This window comes from Streptomyces rubellomurinus, assembly GCF_000961885.1.
GTDB classification, from domain to species: Bacteria; Actinomycetota; Actinomycetes; order Streptomycetales; family Streptomycetaceae; genus Kitasatospora; species Kitasatospora rubellomurina.
In genome coordinates, this window is sequence record NZ_JZKH01000091.1 from 16615 (window position 1) to 30080 (window position 13466).

The window sequence follows — 13466 nt, forward strand, 5'->3', positions numbered from 1 at the left end:
GCCGGCAGGGCAGGGGGACAGCGCATGGGGTGCTTCTTTCCGCGCACCCGCGACCGCGGGCACGCCGTTGCAGGCCGAGGAGAGTGGTGTTGACCGCGGCGGGCGACAACGGTACGCCCGCGCGTCCGGCTGGACCGGAGGGCGGCGGCGGGTGTCGGGTCGGTGCGGTCAGGGGGTGCGTCCCTCGCTCGGGTGCGGCGGACCGGGCGCGCTGGTCCTGGACGGGGCCACCCCCGGAAGCTCCCCCGCTTCCCGGACGGCCTCAAACCCCCCTGCCGCGGCCTCAGTTGGACGTCACGGGCCCGGCGTGGCACCGACGGTACCCGGGCGCGCGGGGTGGGCCGACCTCCGGCACCGGGCCTTCACCCGTGCTCCACACCGGACGCGCTTTCGAGGGCGGAGCGGCGGGTTCCCCGGGTACACGCGCGCGAACGGCGAGCGCCCGTACGAACCGGAAGGTCAAGAGACCATCCCGAGCATCCCGCCCCGAACACCGGGCCGACGTTCCACATTCTGCTGAAGTCCCCTTGACGGCCCGCCCGGCCCGCCGTACGTTCCTTCCACATACAGAAACCGTTCTTCCGTATGGTGGAATTCTGGAGATGAGCCCTCCGACCCACTGCGGGCCGACGCAGGAGAGACCCGATGCCCCGAATGACAGCCGCCCGCGCGGCCGTGGAGATCCTCAAGCTCGAAGGCGTCGAGGCGGCCTTCGGCGTGCCGGGCGCGGCCATCAACCCCTTCTACGCCGCGCTCAAGGCGTCCGGCGGGATCCGGCACACGCTGGCCCGGCACGTCGAGGGCGCCTCGCACATGGCCGAGGGCTACACCCGGGCCGCCGCCGGGAACATCGGCGTCTGCATCGGCACCTCGGGCCCGGCCGGCACCGACATGATCACTGGCCTGTACTCGGCCATCGCCGACTCGATCCCGATCCTGTGCGTCACCGGCCAGGCGCCCGTCGCCCGGCTGCACAAGGAGGACTTCCAGGCCGTCGACATCGCCTCGATCGCCGCGCCGGTCACCAAGAAGGCGACCACCGTGCTGGAGGCCGCGCAGGTGCCCGGCGTGTTCCAGCAGGCCTTCCACCTGATGCGCTCCGGCCGCCCCGGCCCCGTCCTGATCGACCTGCCGATCGACGTGCAGCTGACCGAGATCGACTTCGACCCCGAGGCCTACCAGCCGCTGCCGGTCTACCGGCCGACCGCCAACCGGGTGCAGATCGAGAAGGCGATCGCGCTGCTCCAGGAGTCCGAGCGCCCGCTGATCGTCGCCGGCGGCGGCGTCATCAACGCCGACGCCTCCGCGCTGCTGCTGGAGTTCGCCGAGCTGACCGGCGTGCCCGTCGTGCCCACCCTGATGGGCTGGGGCGTCGTCCCCGACGACCACGAGCTCAACGCGGGCATGGTCGGCCTGCAGACCTCGCACCGCTACGGCAACGAGACCTTCCTCGCCTCCGACTTCGTCCTCGGCATCGGCAACCGCTGGGCCAACCGGCACACCGGCGGCCTGGACGTCTACACCGCCGGCCGGACCTTCGTCCACGTCGACGTCGAGCCCACCCAGATCGGGCGGATCTTCGCGCCCGCCCTCGGCATCGCCTCCGACGCCAAGGCCGCGCTGGAGCTCTTCGTCCGGGTCGCCCGGGAGCTGAAGGAGGCCGGCGCCCTCAAGGACCGCACCGCCTGGGCCGCCTCCGCCCAGGAGCGCAGGGCCCGGCTGCAGCGCCGCACCCACTTCGACGACGTCCCGCTCAAGCCGCAGCGCGTCTACGAGGAGATGAACCGCGCCTTCGGCCCGGAGACCCGGTACGTCACCACCATCGGCCTGTCCCAGATCGCCGGCGCGCAGCTGCTGCACGTCTACAAGCCGCGGCACTGGATCAACTGCGGCCAGGCCGGCCCGCTCGGCTGGACCATCCCGGCCGCCCTCGGCGTCGCCAGCGCCGACCCGCAGGGACAGGTCGTCGCGCTCTCCGGCGACTACGACTTCCAGTTCATGATCGAGGAGCTGGCGGTCGGCGCCCAGCACCGGATCCCGTACATCCACGTGCTGGTGAACAACTCCTACCTGGGCCTGATCCGGCAGGCGCAGCGCGCCTTCGACATCGACTTCCAGGTCAAGCTGGAGTTCGAGAACATCAACGCCCCGGAGCTGGGCGTCTACGGCGTCGACCACGTCCGGGTGGTCGAGGGCCTGGGCTGCAAGGCGATCCGGGTCACCGAGCCGGACCAGCTGCTGCCCGCCTTCGAGGAGGCCAAGAAGCTGGCCGCCGAGTTCCGCGTCCCGGTGGTGGTCGAGGCGATCCTGGAGCGGGTCACCAACATCTCGATGGCGGCCGCCGACATCGACAAGGTCAACGAGTTCGAGGAGCTGGCCACCCTCCCGGAGCACGCGCCCACCGCCGTGCGCCCGCTCGCTCGCTGAGCACCCCGGGCGCGGGGGTGCCGCACGCCGTTCGCGTACGCCCCCGCGCCCGCGGAACAGCCGCGGCGTCGGCGCGGTTGACCCGTCCGGGGCCGCTACCGTGTTGCCGGGCACGGCCCCGGGCCCCGCCCGTCCCGACCCGACCCGCTCCACGACCCGCCGGAAGGACCACCACCGTGAGCCTGTACGACATTCCGCTGCGCACCCTCGCCGGTGAGCCCGCCTCGCTCGCCGACCACAAGGGCAAGGCGCTGCTGATCGTCAACGTCGCCTCCAAGTGCGGCCTCACCCCGCAGTACGCCGGCCTGGAGCGGCTCCAGGAGCGGTACGCCGGGCGCGGGTTCACCGTGCTGGGCTTCCCGTGCAACCAGTTCGCCGGGCAGGAGCCGGGCAGCGCCGAGGAGATCGCCACCTTCTGCTCCACCACCTACGGCGTGACCTTCCCGCTGTTCGAGAAGATCGACGTCAACGGCGAGCAGCGGCACCCGCTGTACGAGGTGCTGACCCGGCACGCCGACGCCGAGGGCCAGGCCGGCGACGTCACCTGGAACTTCGAGAAGTTCGTCGTCTCGCCGGACGGCGCCGTCACCGCCCGGATCCGCCCGGCCACCGACCCGGAGGCGGCCGAGGTGCTCACCGCGATCGAGGCGGTCCTCCCGGCCTGACCTCCTGGAGACAGGCCCTGGTCAGAGCAACAGCCGTGTCCCGGGCGGGAGTTCACCCGCCCGGGCCGCGTCGCGCAGGTGCGCCAGCAGGGTGTCGCGCAGCGCCTCGGCGGCCCGGGTCGGCCGCAGTTCGGGCCCGTGCGCGACGGCGATGGTGCGGCCCAGGCCCGGCGCGGCGAAGGGCGTCACCGCCAGCCCCGAGCGGGCGGCGACCATGCCGGGCACCACGGCGGGCCCGAGCCCGGCCCGGACGAAGCCGAGCACCGCGTCCATCTCCCCGCCCTCGACGGCGAATTCGGGCTCGAACCCGGCCTCCCGGCAGGCCGCCAGGGTGGCCTCGCGGACGTCGTAGCCCTCCCGGAACATCACCAGCGGCCGCCCCTCCAGCTCCGCCACCCGCGCCTTGCGCCGGGCCGGCTGCCCGGCCGAGACCAGCACCAGCTCCTCGTGCAGTAGTTCGGTGACGGCCGGGTCCGGCGGCCCCTCCCCGCCCGCCGGGGTGATCACCAGCGCGAGGTCCAGCTCCCCCGCCGCCAGCAGCTCGACGAGGTCGCGCGAACCGCCCTCGCGCACCCCGAGCGCGACGCCCGGGTAGCGGTCCCGGAAGACCCGCAGCACGTCCGGCACCAGGCTGGTGCACAGGCTCGGCGGCGCGCCGAGCCGCACCCGGCCGCGGCGCAGCTGCACCGTCTCCTGGACGGCGAGCCGGGCGCTCTCGGTGTCCGCCACGATGCGCCGGGCCAGCGGCAGCAGCGCCGCCCCGGCGTCGGTCAGCGCGATGTTGCCCCGGGTGCGGTGGAACAGCTCGGCACCCAGCTCGCGCTCCAGTGCCCGGACCTGCTGGGAGAGCGAGGGCTGGGCGACCCGGACTGTCTCAGCGGCCCGGGTGAAGTGACAGGTTTCGGCCACGGCCAGGAAGTAGCGGAGTTGCTGGAGCTGCATAAGCCCAGCGTAAAGGCCTTCCATAGGCTGCGGCTATCGTCACGAGCCGGATCATGTCTTGGACAGGGCTTGGAACGCGTCCCTACGGTTGCCGCCATGACAACCGTGACGCGGACGGGCCGCCCTCCGTCCCTGCTCTTGAACCTGTGGCGGTCGACCGTCGGCAAGAAGGCCGTCATGGCCGTCAGCGGACTCCTCATGCTGCTGTACCTGGTCTTCCACATGCTGGGCAACCTGCAGATCTTCTTCGGGCCCGAGGAGATCAACCACTACGCCCACTGGCTGCGCACCCTCGGCATGCCCTTCCTGCGCTACGAGTGGCTGCTGTGGATCTTCCGGGCCGGCCTGACCGTCTGCGTCGTCGCGCACGGCGTCTCCGCGTACCAGCTCAGCCGCCGCGACATCGCGGCCCGGCCGACCAAGTACGCGCACCAGCGCCAGCGGGCCACCTACGCGACCCGCACGATGCGCTGGGGCGGGGTGATCCTGGGCCTGTTCGTCATCTGGCACATCCTCGACCTCACCACCGGCACCGTGAACCCGGTCGCCGAGCACGAGCACCCGTACCAGAACATCGTCGCCTCGTTCGACCGCTGGTACAGCTGCGTGTTCTACATCCTCGCGATGCTGGCCCTCGGTCTGCACATCCGGCACGGCTTCTGGAGCGCCGCGCAGACCCTCGGCGCCAACAACGCGCGGCTGAACTTCTTCCTGAAGCTGGCCGCCAACGGCCTGGCGCTGCTGCTCAGCGTCGGCTTCGTGTCCGTCCCCCTGGCCGTGATGTTCGGAGTCGTGAAGTGACCACCTACCCCGAGTACTCCGTGGGCGAGCCGATCGCCGACGACAAGGCCCCGGCCGGGGCGATCGAACAGCGGTGGGACGAGCGCCGGTTCCAGGCCAAGCTGGTCAACCCCGCCAACCGCCGCAAGCACACCGTGATCGTGGTCGGCACCGGCCTGGCCGGTGGCGCCGCCGGCGCCACCCTCGCCGAACAGGGCTACCACGTCGTCCAGTTCTGCTTCCAGGACTCCCCGCGCCGGGCCCACTCGATCGCCGCCCAGGGCGGCATCAACGCGGCCAAGAACTACCGCAACGACGGCGACTCGATCCGCCGGCTGTTCTACGACACCGTCAAGGGCGGCGACTTCCGCGCCCGCGAGTCCAACGTGCACCGGCTCGCCCAGGTGTCGGTGGAGATCATCGACCAGTGCGTCGCCCAGGGCGTGCCCTTCGCCCGCGAGTACGGCGGCCTGCTCGACACCCGCTCCTTCGGCGGCGTCCAGGTCTCCCGCACCTTCTACGCCCGCGGCCAGACGGGCCAGCAGCTGCTGCTCGGCGCCTACCAGGCGCTGTCCCGGCAGATCGCCGCCGGGAACGTGGAGATGCACGCCCGCACCGAGATGCTGGACCTCGTCGTGGTGGACGGCCGGGCCCGCGGCATCGTCGCCCGCGACCTCGTCACCGGCGAGATCCGCACCTACACGGCGGACGCCGTCGTGCTCGCCAGCGGCGGCTACGGCAACGTCTTCTACCTCTCCACCAACGCCAAGAACTCCAACGCCACCGCGGCCTGGCGGGCCCACCGGCGCGGCGCCTACTTCGCCAACCCGTGCTTCACCCAGATCCACCCGACCTGCATCCCGCGCTCCGGCGACCACCAGTCCAAGCTCACCCTGATGAGCGAGTCGCTGCGCAACGACGGCCGGATCTGGGTGCCCAAGGCCCAGGGCGACACCCGCCCGCCGGCGGCGATCCCCGAGGACGAGCGGGACTACTACCTGGAGCGGATCTACCCCTCCTTCGGCAACCTGGTGCCGCGCGACATCGCCTCCCGGGCTGCCAAGAACGTCTGCGACGAGGGCCGCGGCGTCGGCCCCGGCGGGCAGGGCGTGTACCTGGACTTCGCCGACGCCATCCGCCGGCTCGGCCGGGACGCCGTCGAGGCCAAGTACGGCAACCTGTTCGAGATGTACGAGCGGATCACCGCCGAGGACCCGTACAAGGTGCCGATGCGGATCTACCCGGCGATCCACTACACCATGGGCGGACTCTGGGTCGACTACGACCTGCAGACCACCGTCCCCGGCCTGTTCGCCATCGGCGAGGCCAACTTCTCCGACCACGGCGCCAACCGGCTCGGCGCCAGCGCGCTCATGCAGGGCCTCGCGGACGGCTACTTCGTGCTGCCGCCCACCCTCAACGACTACCTGGCCCGCAACCCGCTGCCCGCAGTGGCCGCCGACCACCCCTCGGTCACCGAGGCCGAGTCCGAGGTCACCGACCGCCTCGAGCGGATCCTCGCGGTGAACGGCGACCGCACCCCGGACTCCTTCCACCGCGAGCTCGGCGAACTGCTCTGGGACAAGTGCGGCATGGCCCGCGACGAGGCCGGTCTCAAGCAGGCCCTCACCCGGATCCCCGAGCTGCGCGAGGAGTTCTGGCGCCGGATCAAGGTGCCCGGCACCGGCCAGGAGCTCAACCAGTCGCTGGAGAAGGCCAACCGGCTCGTCGACTACTTCGAGCTCGCCGAACTCATGTGCCTGGACGCGCTGCACCGGGCCGAGTCCTGCGGCGGCCACTTCCGCACCGAGAGCCAGACGCCCGAGGGCGAGGCCGCCCGCCGCGACGAGGACTTCAGCTACGCCGCCGCCTGGGAGTTCACCGGCACCGGCACCGCGCCCGTCCTCCACCGCGAGGCCCTCGACTTCGAGTACGTCCACCCCACCCAGCGGAGCTACGCATGAACCTCACCCTGCGCATCTGGCGCCAGGCGGGCCCGGACGCCCCCGGCTCGATGACCACCTACCAGGTCAGCGGCATCAGCCCGGACATGTCCTTCCTGGAGATGCTCGACACCCTCAACGAGGAGCTGATCACCCGCGGCGACCAGCCCGTCGCCTTCGACCACGACTGCCGCGAGGGCATCTGCGGCGCCTGCGGCATGGTCATCAACGGCCAGGCGCACGGCCCCGAGCGCACCACCACCTGCCAGCTGCACATGCGGCACTTCAAGGACGGCGACACCATCGACGTCGAGCCGTGGCGTGCCTCGGCCTTCCCGGTGGTCAAGGACCTGGTCGTGGACCGCACCGCCTTCGACCGGATCATCGGCTCGGGCGGCTACATCACCGCGCCCACCGGCAGCGCCCCCGACGCGCACGCCACGCCCGTCCCCAAGGAGGCGGCCGACACCGCCTTCGAGCACGCCGAGTGCATCGGCTGCGGCGCCTGCGTGGCGGCCTGCCCGAACGGCTCCGCGATGCTGTTCACCTCGGCCAAGGTCGTCCACCTCAACGTGCTGCCGCAGGGCGCGCCCGAGCGCTCCTCCCGCGTGCGGAACATGGTCGCGGCGATGGACGACGAGGGCTTCGGCGGCTGCACCAACACCGGCGAGTGCGCCACCGCCTGCCCCAAGGGCATCCCGCTCACCAGCATCGCCGCGATGAACCGGCAGTTCCTGCGGGCGTCGCTCGGCTGACGCCCCCTCGGTACGGAAGGCCCCTCGCGCTGGTGCTCATCGCGGGGGGCCTTCGCCGTACGGGCGTGCGGGCGTACAGGCGTGCGGGCGTGCGAGGGCGCGTGCGGGGAGCGCGTGGGGAGCGTGCGGGGGTGGGGCGCGCGGTGGCCGTTCGCGCTCCCCGTACGGGTGGCGGATCGTCAAGAGCGGTGCTGCGACACGGAGAATCGCGCTACGGTGGTCCTCCGCTAGGGAGGGACGGCATATGCCCGAGGTTCAGTCCTGTTCCGGCTGCGGCGGGTCCGGGGGGACCCAGAAGACCGAGGCAACGGTCGAACTGGACGAGGAAGGAAGCATGGCGCCCAGGATCCACGAGTTCTGGTCGCCCTGCGGTCGGTGCCACGGGTCAGGGACGGTGATCGTCGGATGAGGCTGGTCTTCGAGTGCGTCGAGTGCGGTGGGCATTACCTGCCACCGGAGGGCATGGCCTACCCGGACGGGCCCGCCTCCCCGCTCTGGTGCGCCACCTGCCAGCACGCCAAGCACGCGGCCGGGCTCCGGGAGGACCCGCTGCTCGCCCGGGTCGCGCTGGCCGCCGCCCGGGCCGCGCTCGCCCGCCGGGCCGCCGACACCGCCGACCCGGCCCCGGCCGGGCGCGGCGACGTCCGGCCGTCCCGGCCGCCGCTGTCCCGCCGCGCCCGCAAGGGGCCGGGCGGGGTGCGCGGCAAGCTGGGCTGAGCTGAGCAGACCCGTCTAGAACAGCGCCTCCTGGGTGTCCGGCTCCGGCGGGCGGACCCGCTCCTCCAGGGTGAGGCCGGCGCTGCGGCGGCCGGTGACGGGCGTCAGCGTCCAGCCGGTGAGGCGCCGGGTGTCCAGCAGCAGCGGGCCGGAGCCGTCCGGCTGGTCGAGGAAGAGGTGCCGGCCGACCGGCGGGCGCAGTGCCCCCGCCAGGACCGCGCCGTCCGCCAGGCCGGCCACCTCCTGGTACGCCTCGGGGGCGCCGCCGGCCAGGCCGAAGCGGTCCACGTGGTCCACCACCGGGCGGTCCGTGAGCCGTTCGACGGCGTGGCCGTCCAGGAGGCGGTGCGCGCGCCCGCGGGCCTCGGTGAGGACGGCCCGGCGGTGTGCCGCGTCGCCGTGCGCCCACCAGTGGTCGGTCTTGATCCGGGACTTGAAGCGCTCGCGGGCCATCCCCGAGGCGGCCACGGTGAGTTCGGCGCGGCGCACCGCGGGCAGGGCGCCGCGCGCGGTGAACGCGTAGGCCAGCGCGCCCTGTTCGAGCAGCCGGCTGTCACCGCGCTGCTCGGCGGTCAGGCCGACCTTGAGCAGGCCCTCGCCGAACCAGGCGAGGTAGAGCAGGTAGGTGCGGCCGTCGTCGAGGATCTGGTCCCGGGCGAGGGCGAGGCCGCGGTCCACGCTCTGGCAGGCCGGGCACTGGGTGGCGCCGGCGCCCGGGTCGATCACCGCCCGGTGCGGGCAGGGCGTGCGCTCCGTCGCCCCCGCCAGCCAGGCGCCGGTGCAGCGGCGCGGGCCGCCCAGCAGCCAGCCGACCTCGGCGCCGGGCGTCACGGCGCGTTCGTGCACCCGGGTGCCGGACACGGCCCCGAGCACGGCGCGGCCGTCCTGCCAGCTCAGGCCGGTGGAGATCCAGCCGGCGGGCCGGTCGGAGCGCTGCGGTGCGATCGTCACGTGGTCCTGCCTCCCTTCGGGTCCAGTGAGGCTACCTCGTGGCACTGACAGTAGATTGTCGGCGGCGGACCGTCGCCGGTTGATCCGCCGCCCTGTCGCTCCACCGACCAGGCAAGGAACCCGAGTTGGCCACCGACCCGTTCCCGCTCTCCCCCACCCCGGTCCACCTGCCCGACGCCGTCCTCGACGACCTGCGCGACCGCCTCGCCCGCACCCGCGCCCCGCTCGGCGACCCCGACGACTGGTCGTACGGCGTCCCGCGCGGCTACCTCACCGAGCTGCTCGCGTACTGGCGCGAGGGCTTCGACTGGCGCCGCGCCGAGGCCGCGATCAACGCCTACGAGCACTACACGGTGACCGTCGACGGCGTGCCCGTGCACTTCCTGCGCCGCGCCGGCGTCGGCCCGCGCCCGGTGCCGCTGATCCTCAGCCACGGCTGGCCGTGGACGTTCTGGCACTGGTCGAAGGTGATCGACCCGCTCGCCGACCCCGGCGCGCACGGCGGCGACCCGGCCGACGCCTTCGACGTCCTGGTGCCCACCCTGCCCGGCTTCGGCCTCCCCGGCCCGCTGACCGGCGAGCCCGACCTCACCTTCGTCCGGGTCGCCGACCTCTGGCACACCCTGATGACCGACGTCCTCGGGTACCGGCGCTACGCGGCCGGCGGCTGCGACATCGGCGCGCTGGTCTGCGGCCAGCTCGGCCACAAGTACGCCGACTCGCTGTACGGCATCCACATCGGCTCCGGCCAGCGGCTCGACTTCCTGAACGGCGACCGCGCCTGGGACGTCGCCCAGGGCCGCCCGATCCCCGCGGACGCGCCGGCCGACGTCCGCGAGCGGACGATCGAGCTCGACCGGCGCTTCGCCGTCCACGTCACGGCCCAGATGCTCGAACCCGCCACCCTCGCCCCCGGGCTCAGCGACTCGCCCGCCGGCCTGCTCGCCTGGCTGCTCGCCCGCTGGGCCAAGTGGAGCGACCACGGCGGCGACGTGGAGAGCGTGTTCACCAAGGACGACCTGCTCACCCACGCCACCCTGTACTGGGCCACCAACGCCATCGGCAGCTCGATCCGCTACTACAGCAACATCAACCGCCACCCCTGGCGGCCCTCGCACGACCGCCGGCCCGTCGTCGAGGCGCCCACCGGGATCACCTTCGTCGGCTTCGAGAACCCGCCGGGCGTGACGACGGACCAGCGCGTCCGGAGCTTCCTCGCCGGCGACCGGGCCGACTGGTACCACCACGTCAACCTCACCGCCCACGACCACGGCGGCCACTTCATCCCCTGGGAGAACCCGCGGGCCTGGATCGACGACCTGCGCCGCACCTTCCGCGGCCGCCGCCCGTGACGGCGGACGGCCTACCGCCGCCCGGCCTACCGCTGCCCGGCCGACCCGACCTGCGGCGTGACCGGGTCACCGGCCGGTGCCGTGAAGGCGCCGTAGGTGTTGCCCGGGTCCGGCGACGCCAGGCTGTTCCCGGACGGCCAGTCGGCGTGCGCGGCCCCGGCCGTGAGGACGGTGATCCCGACCGCGGCGACCGCCACGGCGGCGCGCCGGAGCCCGGTGCTGATGCTCATGAACTCTCCCCCTGAGTCGACTCGTTGATGATCCTCGCCCACCCCGTGCCCGGTGTCCACCCTCCGGGCGCGAGGCGCGGGGTGGGGCGGGCCGGGCGGTGGCGCGCGCGTGGCCGCCCCCTCCCCGCGCTTCGCCCGGTGGGCCGCGCACGTTCTATTGTGGCGGGCGCGGTCCGCGCCGACGCCGGGAGGCGGGTGGTGCGGCCGGGACGGCGCGTGAGGCGAAGGGGTGGCTGGTGGCGGGGCGGCGGAACAGCGGGGTGCTGGCGGTCTGGGCGGAGGCGCAGCGGCAGCAGCAGCGCCGGGAGGAGGCCCGCTGGCGCGCCGAGGAGGCGGAGCTGCGGCGGCACGAGCGCGCGCAGCGGGAGGCGCAGCGGGCGGCGGCCCGTACCGAGCGGGAGGCGAAGGCCGCCTACCAGCAGTCCCGGGAGGCGGAGGCGGCCCGGCGGACAGCCGAACTGGCGGCCCGGGTGGAGGAGTTGCGCGGTCTGCTGACGGCGGGTCTGGCGGCGCCGGCGTTCGGTCCGCAGGCCTTGCTGGTGCGGCGCGAGGTGCCGCCGTTCGATCCGGGGCCGCTGGGCGTGCCGGTGGCGATGCCGGACCAGCACGCGGCGGCGTACCACGTGCCGGCGCCGGACGCCGCCCAGGCGCGCAACGCGGGGGTGCGGCGCCAGTACGAGCAGTACGTGGCGCAGGCGCGGGCCCGGTTCGAGCGGGACTGGTACGCGGCGCAGGCCCAGGAGGCGGAGCGGCAGCAGCGGTTGGCCGCGTACCACCGGGAGTACCTGGAGTGGGCGGAGCGTTTCCGCCGCCAGGAGGAGGAACGCGGGGCCGGCACCCAGGAGTTGCTGCGCCGGCTGCGGGCGGGCGATCCGGAGGCGGTGCAGGAGTACTTCACGGCCGGGTTGTACGCCTCGGCGGCCTGGCCGGAGGGCTTTCCGCACCGGCTGGTGGCGGCCTGGGAGGCGTCGAGCCGCCAGTTGGTGGTGAACTGGGAGCTGCCGGGCCCGGACGTGGTCCCGGCCGCGGCGCGGGTCCGGTACGTGAAGTCGGACGACCGCGAGGCCGAGGTGGCCCGCCCGGCGACCGAGCGCAAGGCGCTGTACCGGGAGGTGCTGGCGCAGTCGGCGCTGCGGGTGGCGGCGGAGCTGTTCCGGGCGGACCGGGACGGGATGCTGGACTCGGTGGTGCTGAACGGCTTCGTGCTCGGCATCGATCCGGCGACCGGCCGGGAGGCCGAGCGCTTCCTGTCCACGCTGACCGCGTCCCGGGCCGGCTTCGCCGCGCTGGCGCTGGACCGGGTGGCGCCGGTGGAGTGCTTCCTGGGCCTGGGCGGGAAGCTGTCCGCGCGCCCGGAGCGGCTGGACGAGGTGCGGCCGGACCGGCTGCCGGAGACGGTCGGCGGGGTGCCGGCCGGGCAGGGCGGCGAGGACGAGCCGGACCTCTTCGAGATGGACCCGCTCGACTTCGAGGACCTGATCGCCGAGTTGTTCCGGCTGCGCGGCTTCCGCGTGATGACGACGGCCCGCAGCGGTGACGTCGGGGTGGACGTGGTCGCCGAGGACCTGGACCCGGTGACCGGCGGCAAGATCGTCATCCAGGCCAAGCGCTACAAGAAGACCGTGCCGCCGACCGCCGTGCGCGACCTGGAGTCCACCGTCCGCCACCACGGCGCGATCAAGGGCATCCTGGTCACCACCGCGGGCTTCGGCAGGGGCTCGTACAGCTACATCGAGGGCAAGCCGCTGACCCTGGTGAGCGGCCCGGAGCTGGTGGAGCTGCTGGCGGAGCAGGGGCTGCGCGGCCGCCTCGGCGGCGGGAGCGCCCCGACCCCGGCCGCCGCCGAGCCCCGCGAGGAGCCGGCCGGGGCGCGGAGCAGCCTGACGGTGAGCTGGCAGAGCCGTACGGCCGGCGGGGATCCGGTGGACCTGGACGTCACGGCCTTCCTGTGCGCGCGCGGCCGGGTGCTCAGCGACGAGCACTTCGTCTTCTTCAACAACCCGCAGGACCCGGACGGCGCCGTGCGGCTGCACCCGACCCGCTCGGTGCCGGGCGAGCCGACCCGGGCGGCCCGGCTGACCCTGGACCTGCACCGGCTGCCGGCCGCCGTCGAGGAGGTGGTGGTCGCGGTCTCCACCGAGGAGGAGGAGCCGCCGGCGCTGCCGCTGGGCCACGTGTACGGGCTCGCCGTCACCGCCTCGTACGGGCCCGGGGCGGGCGGGCCGGCCCGGTGGCCGGGCGCCAACGGCGGCGTCCCGGACTCGGCGATGCTCCTCGGCGCCTTCCAACGGGCGGACGGCGGCTGGCAGTTCGCGCCGTCCGGCCGCGCGGTGACGAACGGCCTGGCCGGCCTGGCGACGGCCTTCGGCGTGGCCGTGGAGTAGCGGCTGAGGGGCCGTCCGCGCAGCGGTGGGGACCTTGGTCCTCAGGGCGCCGGGTCATACCTGAGGAGGAGCCCGCCCCCGCCGCGCCGCCGGGTCGGCGGGGGCCGACCCTCCCCGCGGCATACGGATCGGACTCGAACGGCTTGGGAGGATGGAACGGAATCAGCACATCCGTTCCATCCCTTCCCACCCTCGGAGGATCTCTCGTGACGTCGACCGCGACCGCCGTCCGCACCGGCCGGGCGGCTGCCCGCGCCACCGGCCTGAACAAGGTCTACGGGGAGGGCGAGACCAGGGTCGTCGCCCTGGACGACGTCAGC

General features: G+C 73.8%; 11 protein-coding genes. 8 read left to right on the plus strand and 3 right to left on the minus strand.

Annotated elements, in window-relative coordinates; translation table 11 throughout:
* The first annotated feature begins 645 nt into the window (after positions 1-645).
* Together gcl and VM95_RS31125 are read left to right on the plus strand one after the other, a co-directional pair.
* Positions 646-2427 carry a glyoxylate carboligase gene (gcl, locus tag VM95_RS31120; RefSeq protein ID WP_045703122.1) on the plus strand — a complete coding sequence of 594 codons (1782 nt, stop codon included), beginning with the start codon at positions 646-648 and terminating at the stop codon, positions 2425-2427.
* A 176-nt stretch (positions 2428-2603) separates the two neighbouring features.
* Positions 2604-3092 carry a glutathione peroxidase gene (locus tag VM95_RS31125; RefSeq protein ID WP_045703124.1) on the plus strand — a complete coding sequence of 163 codons (489 nt, stop codon included), beginning with the start codon at positions 2604-2606 and terminating at the stop codon, positions 3090-3092.
* A gap of 21 nt (positions 3093-3113) precedes the next feature.
* On the opposite strand, the gene VM95_RS31130 is transcribed toward VM95_RS31125, so the two are convergent.
* Positions 3114-4034, minus strand: a complete 921-nt coding sequence (locus tag VM95_RS31130; RefSeq protein ID WP_045703126.1) for a LysR family transcriptional regulator — start codon at positions 4032-4034, stop codon at positions 3114-3116.
* A 96-nt stretch (positions 4035-4130) separates the two neighbouring features.
* Here VM95_RS31130 and VM95_RS31135 point away from each other — a divergent pair, with 96 nt between their 5' ends.
* The 4 genes from VM95_RS31135 (at position 4131) to VM95_RS31150 (ending at position 8229) form a co-directional block, all read left to right on the plus strand.
* Complete coding sequence (locus tag VM95_RS31135; protein ID WP_045703128.1) at positions 4131-4835, plus strand: succinate dehydrogenase cytochrome b subunit; 705 nt, start codon at positions 4131-4133, stop codon at positions 4833-4835.
* Complete coding sequence (locus tag VM95_RS31140; RefSeq protein ID WP_045703130.1) at positions 4832-6778, plus strand: fumarate reductase/succinate dehydrogenase flavoprotein subunit; 1947 nt, start codon at positions 4832-4834, stop codon at positions 6776-6778. Before VM95_RS31135 ends, VM95_RS31140 begins: the two co-directional genes overlap by 4 nt.
* Positions 6775-7512, plus strand: a complete 738-nt coding sequence (locus VM95_RS31145; protein WP_045703132.1) for a succinate dehydrogenase/fumarate reductase iron-sulfur subunit — start codon at positions 6775-6777, stop codon at positions 7510-7512. The genes VM95_RS31140 and VM95_RS31145 overlap by 4 nt, the downstream gene beginning before the upstream one ends.
* Positions 7513-7917: 405 nt before the next feature.
* Positions 7918-8229, plus strand: a complete 312-nt coding sequence (locus VM95_RS31150; RefSeq protein ID WP_157882248.1) for a hypothetical protein — start codon at positions 7918-7920, stop codon at positions 8227-8229.
* A 15-nt stretch (positions 8230-8244) separates the two neighbouring features.
* Here the strand turns inward: VM95_RS31150 and VM95_RS31155 are convergent, their stop codons facing one another.
* Positions 8245-9180: a DUF2797 domain-containing protein gene (locus tag VM95_RS31155; RefSeq protein ID WP_052706935.1), complete on the minus strand. Its 936-nt coding sequence runs from the start codon at positions 9178-9180 to the stop codon at positions 8245-8247.
* Between the two features lie 125 nt (positions 9181-9305).
* Between VM95_RS31155 and VM95_RS31160 the strand changes: the two genes are divergently transcribed.
* A complete protein-coding gene (locus VM95_RS31160) occupies positions 9306-10532 on the plus strand; it encodes an epoxide hydrolase family protein (RefSeq protein ID WP_045703136.1) in 1227 nt (408 codons plus the stop codon).
* A gap of 26 nt (positions 10533-10558) precedes the next feature.
* Here VM95_RS31160 and VM95_RS31165 read toward each other — a convergent pair whose 3' ends face one another.
* Entirely contained in the window at positions 10559-10762 is a 204-nt protein-coding gene (locus VM95_RS31165) for a hypothetical protein (protein ID WP_045703139.1), read from the minus strand.
* 236 nt (positions 10763-10998) lie between these two features.
* On the opposite strand from VM95_RS31165, the gene VM95_RS31170 reads away from it, so the two are divergent.
* Positions 10999-13146, plus strand: coding sequence for a restriction endonuclease (locus tag VM95_RS31170; protein WP_045703141.1), 2148 nt, complete (start codon positions 10999-11001; stop codon positions 13144-13146).
* Positions 13147-13466: the final 320 nt, after the last annotated feature.

Bases quoted from the DNA above. Each gene is read 5' to 3' on its own strand.
- gcl (WP_045703122.1), top strand. From the start codon at position 646: ATGCCCCGAATGACAGCCGCCCGCGCGGCCGTGGAGATCCTCAAGCTC.
- VM95_RS31130 (WP_045703126.1), bottom strand. From the start codon at position 4,034: ATGCAGCTCCAGCAACTCCGCTACTTCCTGGCCGTGGCCGAAACCTGT.
- VM95_RS31135 (WP_045703128.1), top strand. From the start codon at position 4,131: ATGACAACCGTGACGCGGACGGGCCGCCCTCCGTCCCTGCTCTTGAAC.
- VM95_RS31145 (WP_045703132.1), top strand. From the start codon at position 6,775: ATGAACCTCACCCTGCGCATCTGGCGCCAGGCGGGCCCGGACGCCCCC.
- VM95_RS31150 (WP_157882248.1), top strand. From the start codon at position 7,918: ATGAGGCTGGTCTTCGAGTGCGTCGAGTGCGGTGGGCATTACCTGCCA.
- VM95_RS31165 (WP_045703139.1), bottom strand. From the start codon at position 10,762: ATGAGCATCAGCACCGGGCTCCGGCGCGCCGCCGTGGCGGTCGCCGCG.